20 protein-coding genes are annotated in these 17454 nt (G+C 52.6%); 17 read left to right on the top strand and 3 right to left on the bottom strand.

The annotated features are described in order from the left end of the window. Positions 1–255 precede the first annotated feature (255 nt). The 3 genes from PP263_RS01695 (at position 256) to PP263_RS01685 (ending at position 2681) form a co-directional block, all read left to right on the top strand. Positions 256–1548, top strand: coding sequence for a ribonucleotide-diphosphate reductase subunit beta (locus PP263_RS01695; RefSeq protein ID WP_308366647.1), 1293 nt, complete (start codon positions 256–258; stop codon positions 1546–1548). A gap of 348 nt (positions 1549–1896) precedes the next feature. Beyond that, a complete protein-coding gene (locus PP263_RS01690) occupies positions 1897–2388 on the top strand; it encodes a hypothetical protein (protein ID WP_308366646.1) in 492 nt (163 codons plus the stop codon). Beyond that, the gene (locus PP263_RS01685; RefSeq protein ID WP_308366645.1) at positions 2385–2681 is read left to right on the top strand and encodes a hypothetical protein; all 297 of its coding nucleotides are present in this window, start codon (positions 2385–2387) and stop codon (positions 2679–2681) included. The genes PP263_RS01690 and PP263_RS01685 overlap by 4 nt, the downstream gene beginning before the upstream one ends. 190 nt (positions 2682–2871) lie before the next feature. On the opposite strand, the gene PP263_RS01680 is transcribed toward PP263_RS01685, so the two are convergent. Then, entirely contained in the window at positions 2872–3555 is a 684-nt protein-coding gene (locus tag PP263_RS01680; RefSeq protein ID WP_308366644.1) for a hypothetical protein, read from the bottom strand. Positions 3556–3745: 190 nt separating this feature from the next. Here PP263_RS01680 and PP263_RS01675 point away from each other — a divergent pair, with 190 nt between their 5' ends. The 4 genes from PP263_RS01675 to PP263_RS01660 all read left to right on the top strand — a co-directional run bounded on the left by PP263_RS01675 (position 3746) and on the right by PP263_RS01660 (position 6592). After that, on the top strand, positions 3746–4501 hold the full coding sequence (locus tag PP263_RS01675) for an NYN domain-containing protein (protein WP_308366643.1): 756 nt from the start codon (positions 3746–3748) through the stop codon (positions 4499–4501). Positions 4502–4508: 7 nt separating this feature from the next. Then, on the top strand, positions 4509–5225 hold the full coding sequence (locus PP263_RS01670) for a hypothetical protein (protein ID WP_308366642.1): 717 nt from the start codon (positions 4509–4511) through the stop codon (positions 5223–5225). A gap of 43 nt (positions 5226–5268) precedes the next feature. Further along, complete coding sequence (locus PP263_RS01665; RefSeq protein WP_308366641.1) at positions 5269–5922, top strand: DUF429 domain-containing protein; 654 nt, start codon at positions 5269–5271, stop codon at positions 5920–5922. A 274-nt stretch (positions 5923–6196) separates the two neighbouring features. Beyond that, on the top strand, positions 6197–6592 hold the full coding sequence (locus tag PP263_RS01660; protein ID WP_308366640.1) for a polysaccharide deacetylase family protein: 396 nt from the start codon (positions 6197–6199) through the stop codon (positions 6590–6592). On the opposite strand, the gene PP263_RS01655 is transcribed toward PP263_RS01660, so the two are convergent. After that, on the bottom strand, positions 6584–7525 hold the full coding sequence (locus tag PP263_RS01655; RefSeq protein ID WP_308365347.1) for an IS1595 family transposase: 942 nt from the start codon (positions 7523–7525) through the stop codon (positions 6584–6586). The two genes, PP263_RS01660 and PP263_RS01655, sit on opposite strands and share 9 nt — an antisense overlap. 242 nt (positions 7526–7767) lie before the next feature. Here PP263_RS01655 and PP263_RS01650 point away from each other — a divergent pair, with 242 nt between their 5' ends. The 10 genes from PP263_RS01650 to PP263_RS01605 all read left to right on the top strand — a co-directional run bounded on the left by PP263_RS01650 (position 7768) and on the right by PP263_RS01605 (position 16584). Further along, a complete protein-coding gene (locus PP263_RS01650; protein ID WP_308366639.1) occupies positions 7768–8265 on the top strand; it encodes a hypothetical protein in 498 nt (165 codons plus the stop codon). Positions 8266–8308: 43 nt separating this feature from the next. Beyond that, complete coding sequence (locus PP263_RS01645; RefSeq protein ID WP_308366638.1) at positions 8309–9076, top strand: SIMPL domain-containing protein; 768 nt, start codon at positions 8309–8311, stop codon at positions 9074–9076. Positions 9077–9106: 30 nt separating this feature from the next. Next, positions 9107–9646, top strand: coding sequence for a signal peptidase I (gene lepB / locus PP263_RS01640; RefSeq protein WP_308366637.1), 540 nt, complete (start codon positions 9107–9109; stop codon positions 9644–9646). Positions 9647–9739: 93 nt separating this feature from the next. After that, positions 9740–10819, top strand: coding sequence for an SGNH/GDSL hydrolase family protein (locus PP263_RS01635; RefSeq protein ID WP_308366636.1), 1080 nt, complete (start codon positions 9740–9742; stop codon positions 10817–10819). Positions 10820–11509: 690 nt separating this feature from the next. After that, positions 11510–12376: a hypothetical protein gene (locus PP263_RS01630; protein WP_308366635.1), complete on the top strand. Its 867-nt coding sequence runs from the start codon at positions 11510–11512 to the stop codon at positions 12374–12376. Positions 12377–12385: 9 nt separating this feature from the next. Next, positions 12386–13552: a DUF4785 domain-containing protein gene (locus PP263_RS01625; protein WP_308366634.1), complete on the top strand. Its 1167-nt coding sequence runs from the start codon at positions 12386–12388 to the stop codon at positions 13550–13552. Positions 13553–13962: 410 nt separating this feature from the next. Continuing rightward, on the top strand, positions 13963–14229 hold the full coding sequence (locus tag PP263_RS01620; RefSeq protein WP_308366633.1) for a hypothetical protein: 267 nt from the start codon (positions 13963–13965) through the stop codon (positions 14227–14229). A 42-nt stretch (positions 14230–14271) separates the two neighbouring features. Next, positions 14272–14880, top strand: a complete 609-nt coding sequence (locus tag PP263_RS01615) for a helix-turn-helix transcriptional regulator (protein WP_308366632.1) — start codon at positions 14272–14274, stop codon at positions 14878–14880. Between the two features lie 290 nt (positions 14881–15170). After that, positions 15171–15707 carry a signal peptidase I gene (gene lepB, locus PP263_RS01610; protein WP_308366631.1) on the top strand — a complete coding sequence of 179 codons (537 nt, stop codon included), beginning with the start codon at positions 15171–15173 and terminating at the stop codon, positions 15705–15707. Positions 15708–16002: 295 nt separating this feature from the next. Next, on the top strand, positions 16003–16584 hold the full coding sequence (locus PP263_RS01605) for an SLATT domain-containing protein (protein WP_308366630.1): 582 nt from the start codon (positions 16003–16005) through the stop codon (positions 16582–16584). A gap of 67 nt (positions 16585–16651) precedes the next feature. Here PP263_RS01605 and PP263_RS01600 read toward each other — a convergent pair whose 3' ends face one another. Beyond that, positions 16652–17410 carry a carbonic anhydrase family protein gene (locus PP263_RS01600; protein WP_308366629.1) on the bottom strand — a complete coding sequence of 253 codons (759 nt, stop codon included), beginning with the start codon at positions 17408–17410 and terminating at the stop codon, positions 16652–16654. Between the last annotated feature and the right edge of the window lie 44 nt (positions 17411–17454).

The following is a 17454-nucleotide window of genomic DNA, read 5'->3' as shown; positions in this document are numbered from 1 at the left end:
GGCGGCACAGCCGCCCCTTGGAACGCCGAGCTCCAGCTCGGCAAGCCGGCGAAAGCCGGCCCTGGGAACGCGGAGCTCCAGCTCCGCAAGCCGGCGAAAGCCGGCCCTGGGAACGCGGAGCTCCAGCTCCGCAAGCCGGCGAAAGCCGGCCCTGGGAACGCGGAGCTCCAGCTCCGCAAGCCGGCGAAAGCCGGCCAAAATCAAAAGACAAAACCAGACACACACAGACAGAAAAGACGGATCAAAAGGCTAACTATGCTGAGCTGGGACGACATCGACACACAGCCAAAACCCTCAACCAAAGCCATGGCCAACAAAGCAACCGAACCGCGACCGACGCCGGAGACGCTGCAAAAAGAAGTAACAGAGCCAAACGCGTCCTACGCATCCAGCGCTCCGGCGTCGCCCGCGGCCCAAAGCAGCAATTCCACAGGGGGCTCCTCCACGCCCCCCTCCTCCGCCGTGGAAGCCGCGCGGGCCGCCGTAGCCAACCTGGACCCGGCCCCGGGCCTGGAAGAGCTGGAAATGGGCGCCGCGCGCATCGAAGTGGATGAGAAACGCATCATCAACTGCCGCGCCGACCTCAACCAGCTGGTGCCCTTCAAGTACGACTGGGCCTGGCAGAAATACCTGGACGGCTGCGCCAACCACTGGATGCCCCAGGAAGTAAACATGAACAAAGACGTGTCCATGTGGAAAGACCCCGAGGGTCTGACCGCGGACGAGCGTCGCATCGTGGAATACTCCCTGGGCTACTTCTCCACCGCCGACTCCCTGGTAGCCAACAACCTGGTGCTGGCCATCTACCGCCATATCACCAACCCGGAGTGCCGCCAGTACATACTGCGCCAGTCCTTCGAGGAGGCCATCCATACCCACGCCTACCAGTACTGCGTGGAGTCCCTGGGTATGGACGAAGGCGAGGTGTTCAACATGTACCGCGAAGTCCCCAGCGTGGCCAAGAAAGCCGCCTGGAGCCTCGCGCACACCGGCTCCATCAGCGACCCCAACTTCAAGACCGGCACCACCGAGAAGGACCAGGAGCTGCTACGCAACCTGATCGCCTTCTACGCGGTCACCGAGGGTATCTTCTTTTATTGCGGCTTCACCCAAATCCTATCCATGGGCCGCCGCAATAAGATGACCGGTGTCGCCGAGCAGTTCCAGTACATCCTGCGCGACGAGTCCATGCACCTGAACTTCGGCATCGACGTGATCAACCAGATCAAACTGGAAAACCCCCACCTGTGGACCGCCGAGTTCCAGCAGGAAGTGGCCCAGATGATCCTGGAAGGCATGGAACTGGAAGTGGCCTACGCCCGCGACACCATGCCCCGCGGCGTACTGGGCATGAACGCGAATATGATGGAGGAATACCTCCACTTTATCGCCAACCGCCGCCTGGTCCAGCTGGGCCTGAAAGAACAATTCCCCGGCGCCCAGAACCCCTTCCCCTGGATGTCGGAGATTATGGACCTGCGCAAGGAGAAGAACTTCTTCGAGACGCGGGTGATTGAATATCAGACGGGTGGTGCACTGCAGTGGTAAGTGCCCACCGGTAGCGAATTACTATATAAGGAAATGTAGTCGCTCACAGGAAGAGAGGTATTTAAAGCGGGCGAAAGCCCGCTTTTTTTGTACAGACTTAAGCACACAGCCAACCTTAGACGAAAATGATTTTTAGGGAACCCTAGATTATGGCGCTCGGATCACTCTCCGAAGAAGAATTTGCCAATCAACTTAACGAATTAGTTTCACCAGCGCATCCCATTCCATGCCGAACGAACACCAATTATCCAAGCTAGGAACACCTAGCAGATCCTTTGTATTATAAAGTCCCCGCCATAGAGTGCATGACTGGAAAAATTCTTCAAAACAAGGAGACACAAGGAAGTAATGAGCAATGAAAAATATGTCCATCAATTTAAAACAATGGATGACCTAAGAGCAATAATCAAGGAATTTGAAGGTGCACTGGCAAGACCAACCAGAAACTGGAGCCACCCAACTCTCTACCGAAAACGGGATGCCCAAGAAGGCGACAAGTTAGTTCAAGGCGTTAGAAAAAAGGATTGGCTGCTCTCCGAGGATGAAAAATGGGTTCTCCCTCACAATCAAATGGGGCTCTCTTTCTCATCCCATTGGCAACACCTGAAGGGTGTTTACAAGATGAAGCAAAAACACAACCCGGGGTTCCCTATCCATGTTTACTGGGTTCTGGAACAAGCCGACCTACCTCCTGGCCTGAAGTTTGAGTCGGACCACCAAAAGAAAGGTCATTATTTGCTCACCGTTACAGAGAAAATTCTGGTTCACCAATTGGTTGCCAAGTTAAGATGGGTCGCCGACAGAATGTCCGTAATCAAGGATGCCGGAGAGAATCTATGATCAAATACAAGTACGACGAAGAGAAAATCGTAGCCCTCTTTCTCGCCGAAGAAATCGGCGATTCTTTGGCTAAAGACATTATAAATAAGGGATATGTATCTTCAAAAGAAGAAGCTACACATCTTAGCAAGTTCTTCTGGTTAATGGTCAACAAATCTGCCGAAAGCAATCTCGAATTGCCATGCGAAGGCAGCGCCCAATACTGGACTGAGAAGCTTTATAACTCCATCGGCGGCTATCTTGAACGATCTGGTTACGAGGAACAATGGAATGATGAAATTGATAAAGCATAATACGAAAATAAATGGGGTCACACAAATAAATGGCAAAATAAATGGGGGCAGATCAACATTATGACACACCCCAATCAACCGAGAAAGAATATTAACTCATCGTGACATGGACAGATCAATATCTTGGCATAGAACAAGACAAAAAAAACCCAAAAAGTTTAATCCGCCTCCATCTATTAATTATTGCGCTTTACATGGCCGCTTTTTTTGCCAGAAATATGGTATGTCGTGCACCCTTGCCGGGGCGCTCACGCACGGTTTTGACCTCGACGTCAAAGCCGGCTTTCTTCAGCCGCTGAACGTACAGGGTGTCGGGCCCAGCCGACCACACCGCCAACACGCCGCCTGGCGTAAGGCAGTTGTAGATACAGCTGGTGCCATCGAGGGAGTAGAGCCAGTTGTTGTCGCTGTGGGTCAACCCCTCAGGGCCGTTGTCGACATCCAGCAGCACGGCGTCGTAGTCGCCGTCGTGCCTTACCAGTAGCTCACCTACGTCGCCGATATGGACGACGCAGCGGCTGTCGTCCAGGGGCCGGCCGGCGCAGGCTCCCAGTGCCCCGCGGTTCCACTCCACCACCTCGGGGATCAGGTCGGCGACAATGACCTCGGCGCAGGGCGGCAGTACCTCGAGGGCGGCGGCGAGCGTGTAACCCATACCCATGCCGCCCACGACCACACGGGCGCTCTTGTGCTTCTTCAGGTGGGCGCAGCCCAGTAGCGATAGCTCCCGCTCACTGTTAAAGCGGCGACTGTTCATTAATTCGCCGCGGGGGCCGCACAGGACGATCGAGAACTCCTGATCGCGCTGGCGAAGCTTGAGTGTCCCGCCGTCATTAGGAATGTGGGCAGTACCGAGTTCGACCCAGGGTTTCATGGCGTGTGCTCGCTGTGTGGCGGTGGAGATAGGGCGAGTAATGTAACATGAAGCCTCGCCGTATTGGTTAGCGATAAAAGATAAAGTGGATACCGGGGTCAGAGTGGATACCGGGGTCAGAGTAGATTTTTGACACCTGAAGCAACAGTCAAATATGCTCGACACATTACAAACTCATAGATAGAGCCAAATGAAAGACCTAGACGACCACAAGAAAGTCGCCGTCCTGATCGACGCCGACAACGCCCAGTACTCCAAGGTCAAGGCGATCCTGGATGAAATTTCAGCGCATGGCCATATCGTCATCAAGCGCGCCTACGGAGACTGGTCCAGCGATAACCTGAAGAACTGGAAAAAGTCGCTGAACGAGCTGGCCATCCAGCCGGTGCAACAGTTCGCCTATACCACTGGCAAGAACTCTACCGATGCATCGATGATCATCGATGCGATGGATCTGCTCTACTCCGAGCGCTTCGATGCCTTCGCGCTGGTGTCCAGCGACAGCGACTTCACCAAACTGGCCTCCCGCCTGCGCGAATCCGAGATGTTCGTATTCGGCGTCGGCGAGCGCAAAACACCGATTTCCTTCCGTAATTCCTGTGATGACTTTATCTTCACCGAGAACCTGGGCGGCGATGAATCCGCCCCTCCCAAGGCCACTGGCAAACCCAAAAAGCCCGAACAGAAGAAACCGCTGAATGATCCTGCCGAGCTGACCCCTCTGCTCACCAAAGCCTGGGAGCAGTACCAGGACGACGACGACTGGGCCAACGCCTCCGCCGCCGGCAGCTTCGTCAAGCGCTCCATGCCCGACTTCGACCCCAGATCCTACGGCTCCGCCAAGTTTTCACAGATTTTGGATAAGCTAAATGACGCCTTCGAGATCAAGAAAAGCAAGGGGAAAGGCAGCGGCAACCTTATCGTATATCGTATAAAAGAGCGCTAATAATGATGTGGCACAAATCGACATACGCAAAAACTTTCAATCATCATTACCTTTTCAGGAGTATGCTTTGAAACTCTGTCTTGCAATCTTGCTTTCCATCTGGTCAATTTCGTTATCCGCAAAAGTTATCGAGTCCATAGACAACATTCCGATATCAACGGAAGCTTCGTACGTATTCTTCTATCACGGTGCTATCGCCGAAGGGAAGAAAAATGATCCTGTATCCGAGCGCCATGGTCTGTATGACTTTACCGGACTGAAGCAGTCTCTGGATTCAAAATCCTATTACCTTGTAGCAGAGCATCGTGAAAGAAATGCCAACATCGAAAAGCATGCGAAAGAGCTGGCAAACAAGGTTTCTGATCTACTAAGGAATGGTGTAAATCCAAATAAAATCAGTATTGTAGGATTCTCCAAGGGAGGCGGTATTGTTGCCACCGCGGCCTCCCTGATAGACAATAAGAATATCCGGTACGTCTTGTTGGCCTCGTGTCCCAAGAGCAGCCAGGACGCGGAATGGCCGCCCTTCAAAGGCCGGTTACTTTCGCTATATGAAAGCGAAGACATTTGGGCAGACTCATGTATTTTCCTGGCAGACGGATCGCCAAGAGTGAGCGAGTTTAAAGAGATAGTACTGGAGTCCGGCCTGGGACATGGGGAGTTCTACCGACCGCATAAGCGCTGGCTTGCGCCGGTGCTCGCGTGGATTTCACCGGCAAGCTAAAAACGCTTAGAGCGGGCAACAGTATCGAAGTCATAGTCAAACATTGCACCAGCCAAACCTGTTCAGCGGCACAATAATCGGCTACGACCCCGGCGGTAGAAACGCACATGGGGTGGCAGCCTTGTGCTTTACGAGTGGCGAGCTTGCGGATATACAGATAAAAACACTAAATACCGCCGAACAGATCCTGGATTTTGCGGAGAAGTATCCCGATCTGAAAGCCGTCGGCATAGACAAGCTTACCTGCTGGTCGACTGGAGAGAGCGGCTGGCGGCCGGCGGACCGCTGGCTCAGAGAGAAGTATAGAGAAGTGATGAACAGTGTCGCCTCCCCCAACAGCCTCTACGGCTCGATGGGTATCAACGGTATGTCTGTACTGATCGCGCTGCGCAGTCAAAATGCCCCATTGGCGGTAACCGAAACCCAGCCCAAGGTTCTGTTTCATGCATTGACAGGCAAGAAGTACAACTACGACCAGCTGCACCGGGATATGGACAGGATGGCATCCGAATGCCTGGGAATACCCCTAGAGACCGATAATGACCATGAATGGGATGCCGTTATCTCCGCTTATGCCGCCTATGCCGGCCTCTCCGGCCAGTGGACAACGGATCTGCATCAAAGAGAGCGCTCCCAGCAAGAAAGACTTATCATGCCCTGCGGGGAAACCCGCTATTGGTGGCCAACAACCGCATAGAACCTTTCCATATGGGAGGATTGGAGCCTGACTCAATGACAGTAAAAGAGTTCAAATGAAGAACTTATTCCTCTTGTCTAGCTGCTGGAAAAAGGCCAAGAGTTAAAAGATATAACAAAGGGTATGAGATTAGGCCTCAGACTTCACATATGGAAATTAAAGCTTGCCGTTACTTCTGACATAATAGTCGGACTGATCGTTATGGTAAAAAAAGCACGACACCTTGAGAATGCGACTCAGTTATCGTCTGAAAACACAGGAATCTACCTGTACAATGTCCGCACTAGCAACAAAAATCGAGCAGACCATGCGTTACAAAATAGTCCTCATACTGTTACTCGCCGCCTCACCGTTCATCCACGCCAAAGAATTGGCGTTAACATTTGATGACGCACCCAGGAAGGCAACTGGTTACTTTGATGGCCCCACCCGTGCAAAAATGCTTCTGGCGGAGTTGGAAAAACACAAGATCCCGAAAGTGGCCTTTTTCTCGGTGAGCCAGAAGCTGGACCGGGAGGGCATGCAGCGCCTTCAGGCCTACAGTGATGCCGGCCATATCATTGCCAATCACACGCACTCACACCCTGACTTCAATGAGCTGAATCTACAGGATTATATCGATAACGTCGCCAAAGCCGACAAACTCTTACCTAATTACCACCTAAGCTAAGCCGAGTTTAAGCAATCTTTCCGGCATTGGTGGAGTCCGGAGAGAGGCGTAGATAAGCCGGGGAATGAGCGCGCAAAGATCGAATCTGCGGTTGAATCGGTACTGGAATTCCGCCAGATAGCGCTGCGCATATTTAGGCCGGATTGCGTGGTAGGTACTGCGCAAAGCGCTCTTTAAATTGCCGAGTACAGTATTCACCCAATAGAACTCGGGCTCTTCAACGGAAGCGCGGCCACCACCACAGACAATCTTATCGTGTGCGCAACCTGCTTCAGTGACGGCATTGAAACACGCGAGGCCATCCGAGATGACAGTGCTGCCTTCACTCAGATGGCGCTTACTCCAGGCGGAAATCTCGGTGCTTCGGAAACCCTTGATGATGGAGAGCTTGATCCGGGATGGCTGGCCTTCCTTGGTGGTTTCAACAGCGGCAACAAAGGGTGTCTTGCCGTCAGCGCCGCGTCCTGGCTTGCATCCGGTACGCTCGCCGCCAAGATAGGCGTCATCCAGCTCGATGAAGCCGGACAGCTTGTAGTGCTGGTCCCGCTCCAGCATTACCTGCATGAGCTTCTGCTTCATGCGCCAGGCAGCGTTGTAGGAGATACCCAGGTGACGGGCCAGCTCCATGCAGGAGATGCCCTTCTTATCCTGGGTAATGAGGAAGATACCAAGAAACCAGGTGGTAAGGGGTAGCTTGGTGGAGTCGAAGATAGTGCGCGAGGTTATCGACGTCTGGCGGCGACATCGGTTGCACTGCTTCAGCTTGCGGTGAGACAAGTCGCAATACTTGTCATGCCCGCAGTGGGGACAGCGGAATCCGTCTGGCCATCGCCACCGGCAGAGCGCATCGAAGCACTGGTCCTCGGTTCCGTGCTCCTTGAGGAATTTGGTCAAACTGATGCCCTTCTGGAACTGTACCTTGTTGCGAGCCATGGCGGATTCCCTTGCAGATCAACGAGATAACTGTATTTATATACAGGTAATCGTTACTTAGCAAGAGTGGTAATTAGGATACGTTTTAACCACAGATTCGACCTGTGCGCGCTTACTCCTCGGCTTGGCTTACCTTAGATGGTAATTAGGAACTCTTAAGTGGCTTCCCGACTTTTAAAAAGTGGTTTCGCTTCCCCTACTTGAGAGAGGGTAATACTACCGCCAAACGGGATGGTATGAGAATGTACCTGCAGGAAAACGGATATATTAATGCCTATATCACCCTCAACAATTACGACTGGTATATTGAAACGCTGTTCCAGGAGGCCATCGACAAGGGGATCAAAGTTGACCTGGAGAAGCTTAAGAATTTCTACGTCAGTGTCATAAGCGAAGGCATAGAGCATCACGATCAACTGGCAATAACTCACATCGGTCGCTCCCCGAAGCATGTACTCCTGCTGCATGAAATGGATATCACAGCGCTATTTGTAGGCGATCTGGCAGATTCCCTCAGGGAAGAAGGTTGGGATATCATCTCGCCGGAAAATGCCTACACAGACGACATCGCCAGCTACAAAACACAAAAGGTTCTGCGGTACAACCCGGGTAGAGTGGGTGAAATAGCCCTCGACAAAGGACAGAGTTCCAACCTGTGGCATCACACTCTGGATGAAAATTACTTGCGTGAACGCTTTAGAACCGAAGTTCTTGGGAGCGAAGCAGGTGAAGATTTTTGAAAGGCGTATTTCTGCTAGAAACCTATAGTAAGGTAAGATTTTTATGAAAAAATCCCTCTTCCTCTTTACCGCTTCTCTTTTGTCAAACTTTTGCTTTGCTGTACCCGAAATCAAGGGCACGCCGCAAGATCTGCGCGGACTACTCTACCCTTCCGATAATGTGGTAACCATCTCAGGCCACGCCGAAGAAAAGGCCTATTCAGATCAGGCAATCGTCAGCTTGGTCGTTACCACAGAGGAGAAGCAGTTGGCCGATGCAATCGCAAGCAACAGTGTTCTGCGGGATAGGCTAAGAAGTGCGCTCAACTCTGCTGGCATACCGCGGGACGCCATCCAAAATTCAAAGTTCTCTTCATCACCCCAGTATGGATGGTTCGGGAAGACCCCGAGCAGCTACAAAGTGATTAACCGAATGGCGGTTACCATCGACGAGGAATCCCAGCTGGAGGCAATAGCCCGGCTGGCGGACGAGAACCAGGAGGTGATATTGTCCGATACAACCTTCGAGCACTCCAATAAAGAGGAGTATAACAAAAAAATGAGGTCCATTGCCCTGCAACGAATCATGGAGCAAAAGGCTAACTACGAGCAGACATTGGGCGTCAAACTCACCCCTGTCGGCATCCGAAATGCAAAGATGGACTTTCAGGCGACCCGCGGCGCCATGGCTCTGGAAGAAGTAGTTGTAACCGGGTCACGAAAGGAGCGGGATGACTATGTTTCTCAATCCCTGGAGCCCTCATATCAAGCGCCGTCTTTTGATGAAATCCAGTATGAGGCCGAACTCTCGATTGATTTCAAAATTCAATAGCCGATAACGACAAATACTTACTAGAATGAAATGAAAAAATTACCAATTTTCCTTATTGGGGCAACAGGGGTTATAGCTCTGACTGTGTACCTCATTAACCCATTCGGCACTGCCACCCTGGATCCACGCGCAAGGATGTGGGGTATTATGTACTACCATATTCCATCCGCATCGATGATGCCGACGTTGAATCCTGGGGACTATATTCTGGTCAAAACCTTCGCCTACGCCAATACAACGCCAGAAATTGGGGATATAGTAGTCTACAAGCCACCGCAATTGGATGCCCCTTTTATAGGCAGAGTGATGGCCAGGCCTGGAGATAATATATCGGTCCAGGATTCTATTGCCATAGTTAATGGACAACGACAAGAAGAGAACTATATTTTAAAACCGGAAGGAGTCTGCTATATCCGGGATTTCCCCGAAACGACAGTTCCCGACGAGGCGCTTTTCATAGTCGGTGATAACCGTTGCAACAGCCGAGACTCGCGCATGTTTGGCACTGTCAGCCAGAATAATCTGATTGGCAAAGTATCTTATATTTGGGATTCTAGCGATAAAGATTAAGCGTAGAATCAAGAGATAGAACTTGACATTAAGGTCTCAGTGCGGACACTAGACCCAAACACTGATTACATCCTAAACCAGTATATAAAGCCAATGAAGAAATTATTTCTCTTGACGTCATCCCTGTGGCTAACCTTGTTATCCGGGGACCTCCTCGCAGCCGCCAAAATAGAAGCAGATGCCCCGGAACTGCTCTACACCGGCCGCATAGACTTCACCGACAAGAAAGCCCCCCAGCTCTCCTGGCCGGGCACCAGTATCAAGGCCAACTTTACCGGCACCAGCCTGGGCCTGGTGCTGGACGACCAGAAGGGCCGGAACTATTACAACGTGATTGTGGACGGCAATACCCTCCACCCCTATGTACTGGAGGCTAAGCAGGGCGAGCATAGCTACGAGATCTCCCGCGCCCTGGCGCCCGGCAAACACACGCTGGAAATCTACAAGCGCACCGAGGGCGAGGAAGGGGCCTCCGCCTTCAAGGGACTGCTCCTGGATGACAACGGCAAGCTGTCGCCCCCAACGCGACCGAAACGGCGGATGGAAATCTATGGCGATTCCATCACCTGCGGCATGGGCAACGAGGGTGCGGACAACGGCCGCGACGATCTGGCCTCGGAGAAGAACAACTACTGGGCCTATGGTTCCGTCGCCGCTCGTAAACTGGATGCGGAACTACACACCATCTGTAAGAGCGGTATCGGCATTATGGTGAGCTGGTTCCCCTTTATCATGCCCCAGTACTACGACCAGCTGAGTGCAGTGGGCGACAATGAGACCCAGTGGGATTTCAGCCGCTGGACACCGGATGTGGTGGTGATCAACCTGTTCCAGAACGACAGCTGGCTGATCGACCGGGAGAAGCGCCTGGAGCCCATCCCTTCCGATAAGGAGCGCATCCAGGCCTATGTGGATTTTGTACGCAGTATCCGCGCAAAGTACCCCGACGCACAGATTATCTCCGCCCTGGGCAGTATGGATGCCACCGCCAACGACAAGTGGCCTAACTATATCCGCGCAGCGGTCAAGCGCATGCAGACGGAATTCAACGACAAGAAGCTGGACACCCTCTTCTTCGATTACACCGGCTACGGCCAGCACCCCCGAGTGGCCCAGCATATCGACAACGGGGAGAAACTCACCGCCTTTATCAAACAAAAGATGGGTTGGTAGCGGACCCAGAAGAGAACTGATGCAGGCGAAAGCGCCAGCAAAAGCAGGAAACGGCCGGGGAATCCGGCCGATCCTGCAGGGCATTCGATGACGCCGTCGGCCACCTCGTATAATGATCTCCGCTCCGATTGTGATTCTGCCGGCAATTGCGTTTCCGGCACAACCTAAACCTTGAATAGCCAGGCCCATTCGACCGCCCAGTCAAAATACCAATTTTCCTTCCGGGATATTTTGTTTCCGCTATCGGTTAACAATTTGATCCGGAGTGGAATTTTGACAGGCACCTTGCTGGTTGAATTCTGCGTTATAACGCACTCTGATCTTGTCCTTTCAATAACAATATACTTGCTATTGGTTAATTCAGATGCCAAAGAGAAATGACAAAATACGAATTTACTGATTTTCGTTAACCGCATTGAAGTTTAACTTGAAAAAACAGTATTCAGCTGATATCAAGACCAACACCGGTTCCATTTATTTTTCGAGGTCGATAAGTTTCCGGTGGAGTAAATTTTGTAATACGGCACACATTTTTGCATTTATGTAGTACCCGGGTACTGAATGCATAATCTTAATTAGTCTTAATCATCCAGAATAAAAATAATACAAAAGCATTAATCCTCTTTCACTCTCCGGGCAAAACCCTATTGCTTACCTAACCACAATAGAGAGAAAGCAGGTGAAACAATCATGCAAATACGAACAACCTCCCTACTGGTGTCGCTGGTCCTGATGCTTGCCATACCGGCAGCTTCCCAGGCCGCCACAGGCATTGCTCTGGTACACGGTACCGGCCATCAATCAGACGCCTATAACGACTACTGGACCTATGAAATGGTGGAGTCCATTCGCCAGGGATTACCCAGCGGCGGCAATCTCCTGATAGTCAATTGTAATTTTGAAGAGTATATGTGGGACGACGCCGCTGCGGGGTGTCTGGCGACGCAGCTTTACGACTTTATAACTTCCATGAATATTGATGACCTGGTGGTTACCACCCATTCAAATGGCGGCAATGTGATGCGCTGGATATTATCCAACCCCACCTGGGACAGCCGCTACTCCACCATCATTGAAAATACCCGCTGGGTGAATGTTATCGCGGCCTCCAGTGCGGGCACGCCTCTGGCGGATGCCGTGATGGCGGGCAATGTATTTGAATCATCGGTGGGATGGCTGCTCGGCTACCAGAACGACGCCGTGCGTATGCAGCAAACCAGCTGGATGGATTATTACAATGAAAACTGGTTGCTGGGAACTTCCGGGCGTCCGTCGCTCCCGGTGGGTTTCTGGAATATTGTGGGCACGGATGTGGAAACCGCGGTCTGGGACTCCGACAGCTACTGCGGAGGGTACACGGAAAATCTCGGCCTGGAAGTAACCCAGGAGTGGCTGAGCAGCTGCTCTGATGGTTTTATCAACTGCTCGTCACAGAATGCCGCTGGCAACCTGTGGTTCTACGACCATGACAAAACCCGAGATGGCGAACCCCTCAGCCACAACCAGAGCCGGCGAAAGTGCTTTAATCTCGATGTTATCCTAAGAAACGACATTTGAGGTGACACAATGAAATCATTAATCATAAATTTGGTGACCTTAGCACTCGTATTTACCTCCTCGGCCTTTGCCCAGGATCTGGCCAACAATAAGCGGGAGAAGATTAGCTTCTCACAACATGTGGACAGCAGCATTGCACAGCGCCTTACTGATGTCGGTGCCATACAAAAAAGTCGGGTATTTTTCCGCAAAGTCAGCGGCGCAGAGCTGAATAGCGGCGTAGACCTGACCGTAGATGCAGATCAGGCCGTGATTCAGATCACTCCGCTCGACAGCGTCAGAAATGGAAAACGTATTGTCAACCGGGAAGTCCCTCGGGGAATGACCCTGTCCAACGGCGTACAGCGGCGGCGGGTTGACGATGACAGCATCGCTCTGCATCGAAAATCCCAAGGTCTGAGAGAGAATTTTCCAAAGTTCTACAGCCGTGCTCATGCCATGCGGGTGCCAAAGGATATGGGGCGGGGAAAGTTCAGGCTGGAGGCCAACGGAAACGCCAAAGATGATACAGACTATATCGTCTACGTCCTGGACAAAAACAGCGATATAGAACTGGAAGTACAAACGCCGAAAACCCGCTTCTCCCGCTCCGATAACCTGGTTCTGGACGCCCAACCCAGCCCAAAGTCCAAAGCCAAGATTGAGTCCATCTCATCCACTTTGGTGGCGCCCAACGGCAAACGCTACACGGTGAGCGGACGAATGGAAAACAACCGGTACAGGGTACACTGGCCAATCAAGGTTGACGCCCCATCCATGCCCGGCGAGCTATGGCAAGTCGAGGTACGCTCTACCATACGCAATTCAAGCAACGAGTCTATTGAGCGCGTGGCCGTGGTTTCAGCAAATATCTTCGAAGAAACCGCTGAAGTTTCCTCTGTCTACAGCGATGCTCAAGGTCTGAGATTGGCACTGGACGTGCAACAACCGGGGCGCTATGAAACCCGTGCGTTGGTATATGGCATTGCTCCCAATGGTGAGTACAAACCCACGCTGCTGAGCTATCAGGCCGAATGGTTCGAGCCCGGGCAGCGGGAAATGAAAATACCGGTGGATGACAGCACCCTGGTATCCTCCGGACTGGGTGGCCCCTATCGTGTACAAAATATTCAGTTGCTGGACCAGGGCCGTATGGCAGTACTTGAATACCTGCATGGCAATTGGGAATTAAAATAGCCAAGATCGGGGAGGCCAAGCAGCAATAGAAGGAATCGATTTATGGCCATGCTGTAAACGGCTTGGCAATGGGATCGCCACCGCGGTCAAATCTGAAGTCCAGCCTCTCCCCCAGCTCTTCTCCCCCTTGGGGAAAGGGGCTGGGGCTCTCGATATAAATCGCTCTCACCCCTCTCCTTTGCGCAAACTTTGATTGCTGAACCATCTCCGCCGCCGTAAGTATGGGCATGCCGGCATTACTGGTGACTTCGGTCAGGAAGGCGACTGATAATCATATCAGCATCTATATCAAGTACCAATACAGAAAAGCGCTATTCTGAACTATTCATCATCATTCCTAACTATTCCTTGGGAAAATACCAAGTGACGGCTAGCCTGGATCGCAGTCCATAAATCAATAGGGAGTTACTATGAAAACTTTTACTATAATTTTTCTTTTGATGGTCGACGCCGAAGTCAATGCCCTCAATATGGAAGCCCAGCAGCAGCCTATCTCGGAAGTTTGGACTGTGGTGAGCAAGGCATGTCCGTCAGAAACCAGTGACTATAAACTGAACAACCCCGATGAACCAATCAGTGTGCAGCTTGAAGATATTCATTGCGCAGATATCGTCAAAATGCTGATAGAATTCGATCGAGAACAGCCGACAACTGACGATAACCGCGGCGGGGGCTGACTTAAAGGGAGCTCGCTGCAAATATATTACAAAGATTAATTTATGAACAGCTTGGGAACTCAGTTCAAATTATTGCGCGCCGAGCGAAACTGGAGCCAGACGGAGGCGGCGCGCAAGATCGGTATTGAGCAGTCTTACCTGTCCAAGCTGGAGAACGATCAAGCTTCGGCTTCGATTGGCATCCTGAAGAAGGTCTGCCGTGCTTACAATACTGATATTACCACTTTGTTTCGCGATGTAGACCAGAATAGCCTCCGCGGTAATTTACATTATCAGTCTCTGCTGCTACAGACTCGCAAGAGAAAGAATCAAACCCTTCTCACTGCCTCCATGGCCTTCGGCCTGGCGGTTTCCGTAGCTTCGGTTTGGTTACTGAACGGACCGACGGAGGCTAAGCCGCTACAGCCTGTGCACGAAACGCTTTCTATGCACTTCGAAGATATTGAGGCTCGCCAGGCAATCGAGCTATTTGCCGAATTCGGCGGGCTCAAAATCCGTGGCTTAGACTTAGTCAGCGGAAAAATAGACAAATTGAAGCTGGAAAATACACCTTGGGATGCCGCACTGACCGAAGTCGCACACAAGTTGAATTTGCGCGCGGAAATCTCCGGCAGCTACGTAACCCTGGTGCCACAGCCCGACAGTGAGTAAATGTGTACAGCACGCCTAAACCAGCAACAATCAGCTCATTCCCGCAATAACCAGCGGCGCCACCAAACTGAGCACCGCTCCCTCATGCGCCATGTCCTGCATACGCACATTTCCCGTGCTCTAGGCAACGGCATTCGGCACACGGCTACCGACAGCACGCGCAACTCAGGAACCCATCTGTGTTTTTACGGCCTAACCTCATCATTTTCTGACTGAAAAGGAGTTAGCCATGAGACAGGGTCTTGCACGGGTACTCAGGGAGAATCGCTCTACCCTACTGTTCCCGATCCATGAAGCCCACCATACTGGAAGGCGATTATATCCTTGTCGATAAAATGGCCTACGATATCCGAGTTCCCTTCACCCACACCTCACTGGCACGGCTCGGCGAGCCGGAACGCGGCGATATCGTGGTATTCGATTCCGAAGCCAGCGGCAATCGGCTCGTAAAGCGGGTTGTGGGTATTCCCGGGGATGCGGTGGAGCTGCGCAACAACAGGCTGATCATCAATGGCGAACCCCTGTCATATACGCTCGCCAGCGAGTCCCCCTTCTTCCGGGAGGTTCGCAAAGACCTGCTGGGTGTGGAGCACTTGGTGCGGTTGCACAAGCGCGGCTCGGCAATGTCCAGCTTTTCCCCGGTCCGTGTTCCGCAAGACTATTATCTCGCCCTGGGCGACAATCGGGACAACAGCGCCGACTCCCGCGTAATCGGCCTTGTCCCCAGAAAAGAGATAGTCGGACGGGCCCACAAGGTAGTGCTATCCCTCGATTACGATAATCACTATCTCCCAAGGCGGGACCGTTTTTTCCAGCAACTGTTGTAAACCGTGGACTAAACACTTAGGCGAGAGGCCATTGGAGAAACGCCGATAGCCACCCCGCTTACCTCGGGTCTCTCCTGGTTGCCCCCGGCCAATTCAGCCTCCGGCACCATTCGACAGCTTCTGCCCGCCCCCTCCCAGGGGAGGGCGAAACCTCTCTCATCGCTGAAAATATAACCACCGCGCAACAATGGATCGGCGATTCTATTTGACCTTCAATGCCGGCACCCTGAGAATCCCACCGCCGACAGGCACAATGCCGCCCCGACAGTTGATATCCACAAGGAACGGTCCGTTCATGGCTAATATCCCCAACACCGTAGAAGTCCTGGAAAAACTCCGCTGGAACGCCCATCTGTGCAAACACAGCCATTTCCGCGCCTCCATGAGGGGGCGCAATATGCATGTGCTTTGCGGTGTGCCGATTGTGGTGATCAACCTGTTCCTGGGCTCGCTGTTTTTTTCGTTGATCAACGCCGAACTGCCGGACTGGACCAAGTGGACCGGCGCCGCGCTGGCACTGATCACTGCCCTGCTCGGTGGCGTGCAGACGTTTTTCAACTTCAAGAAGAACTACGAAGGCCACCGCGAGATGGGCAACGAGTACCTGGCCATCGCCCGCGAGTGCGAGCGACTGATCGCCCTCTACTTCGACGGCATCCTCGATCTGAACTATCTGTCACGCAAGATCGAGGAGCTAAACGAGCGGTACAGCAATATCAATCAGCGCGCCGAGGAATATATTGTCGCCGACCAGGTCTATCGCCGGGCATTGCAGGTACAGCAGAAAAAGGCCCAACTCGAACCGTCATTGGTACAGCAGATGCGTCAAAAACCCGAGGAACTGAGGACTGAACCTGTGGCAAACGCCCTGACCTGATTCCACGAAAAGTTACAGGCGGCTGCGTTTACCGTGAAGATTTACTCCGGGCCAATCCGGACGGCCCTCAGGTAACAAGCTCGATTCTGCCCCCGGTCAGATGGTACATACTACCGACTATTTTTATCTTGCCCTCTTTTTCCAGATCCGCTAACAGCGGGCTTCTGCGCCGGATTTCATCCACGGCGAGCCGGGCATTGGTGGCCGCCACCGCATCTACGAATCCGGCATTTTTGCCGCTGCGCTCGCCGTCATACCTGGTAGCTTCTACGGCGGGTTTAATGACTTCCAGTAGGCCGGTGAGATGCCCGAGTTCTACATTGTCGATCGCGCCCCGGATCGCGCCGCAGGCGGTGTGACCCATGACTAGGATCAGCTTTGCCCCCGCCAGGGCGCAGCCGAATTCCAGGCTGCCGACAATATCGTCGGTGCAAATATTGCCCGCGATGCGGGCGTTAAAGGTTTCCCCCAGTCCCGCGTCCAGGATAATTTCTGCCGGAGTTCGCGAGTCCATACAACTCAGGATGGCCGCCGCCGGATACTGCCCGGCAGCGCTTGCCCTTTTCTGGGCCAGGTAGTCGTGCTGGAGCATTTTTCCTTCGCGAAACCGCTTGTTGCCCTTCATCAGGAGTTCCAGCACCTGGTCCGGGGTCATCCTGTCGCGTTCTTCCTTGGTCAGTGCCGCGGCGTAGGTGATTCCGGGAAAGGAAGCCAGCCCGCCGACCGTCAGTCCCAGTGTACCCGCGCCAAAGGTGCCCTTTAGCAAGTCTCTGCGGCTGATCCGGGACCAATCGCCGCTCCCTGCCCGATCGGTTTTGTTGTGCATAGTCTGCCTCGAAAGATCATATGGCAAATCAAGTCTAGTCCGGA

The organism is Microbulbifer sp. TB1203, assembly GCF_030997045.1.
In the GTDB taxonomy this organism is placed as follows: Bacteria; Pseudomonadota; Gammaproteobacteria; order Pseudomonadales; family Cellvibrionaceae; genus Microbulbifer.
The sequence above is the reverse complement of the archived record's forward strand: the minus strand, read 5'-3'. Positions and strand labels throughout refer to the sequence as shown.

Bases quoted from the DNA above. Each gene is read 5' to 3' on its own strand.
- PP263_RS01695 (WP_308366647.1), top strand. From the start codon at position 256: ATGCTGAGCTGGGACGACATCGACACACAGCCAAAACCCTCAACCAAA.
- PP263_RS01690 (WP_308366646.1), top strand. From the start codon at position 1,897: ATGAGCAATGAAAAATATGTCCATCAATTTAAAACAATGGATGACCTA.
- PP263_RS01685 (WP_308366645.1), top strand. From the start codon at position 2,385: ATGATCAAATACAAGTACGACGAAGAGAAAATCGTAGCCCTCTTTCTC.
- PP263_RS01680 (WP_308366644.1), bottom strand. From the start codon at position 3,555: ATGAAACCCTGGGTCGAACTCGGTACTGCCCACATTCCTAATGACGGC.
- PP263_RS01675 (WP_308366643.1), top strand. From the start codon at position 3,746: ATGAAAGACCTAGACGACCACAAGAAAGTCGCCGTCCTGATCGACGCC.
- PP263_RS01660 (WP_308366640.1), top strand. From the start codon at position 6,197: ATGTCCGCACTAGCAACAAAAATCGAGCAGACCATGCGTTACAAAATA.
- PP263_RS01655 (WP_308365347.1), bottom strand. From the start codon at position 7,525: ATGGCTCGCAACAAGGTACAGTTCCAGAAGGGCATCAGTTTGACCAAA.
- PP263_RS01650 (WP_308366639.1), top strand. From the start codon at position 7,768: ATGTACCTGCAGGAAAACGGATATATTAATGCCTATATCACCCTCAAC.
- PP263_RS01645 (WP_308366638.1), top strand. From the start codon at position 8,309: ATGAAAAAATCCCTCTTCCTCTTTACCGCTTCTCTTTTGTCAAACTTT.
- lepB (WP_308366637.1), top strand. From the start codon at position 9,107: ATGAAAAAATTACCAATTTTCCTTATTGGGGCAACAGGGGTTATAGCT.
- PP263_RS01635 (WP_308366636.1), top strand. From the start codon at position 9,740: ATGAAGAAATTATTTCTCTTGACGTCATCCCTGTGGCTAACCTTGTTA.
- PP263_RS01630 (WP_308366635.1), top strand. From the start codon at position 11,510: ATGCAAATACGAACAACCTCCCTACTGGTGTCGCTGGTCCTGATGCTT.
- PP263_RS01625 (WP_308366634.1), top strand. From the start codon at position 12,386: ATGAAATCATTAATCATAAATTTGGTGACCTTAGCACTCGTATTTACC.
- PP263_RS01620 (WP_308366633.1), top strand. From the start codon at position 13,963: ATGAAAACTTTTACTATAATTTTTCTTTTGATGGTCGACGCCGAAGTC.
- PP263_RS01615 (WP_308366632.1), top strand. From the start codon at position 14,272: ATGAACAGCTTGGGAACTCAGTTCAAATTATTGCGCGCCGAGCGAAAC.
- lepB (WP_308366631.1), top strand. From the start codon at position 15,171: ATGAAGCCCACCATACTGGAAGGCGATTATATCCTTGTCGATAAAATG.
- PP263_RS01605 (WP_308366630.1), top strand. From the start codon at position 16,003: ATGGCTAATATCCCCAACACCGTAGAAGTCCTGGAAAAACTCCGCTGG.
- PP263_RS01600 (WP_308366629.1), bottom strand. From the start codon at position 17,410: ATGCACAACAAAACCGATCGGGCAGGGAGCGGCGATTGGTCCCGGATC.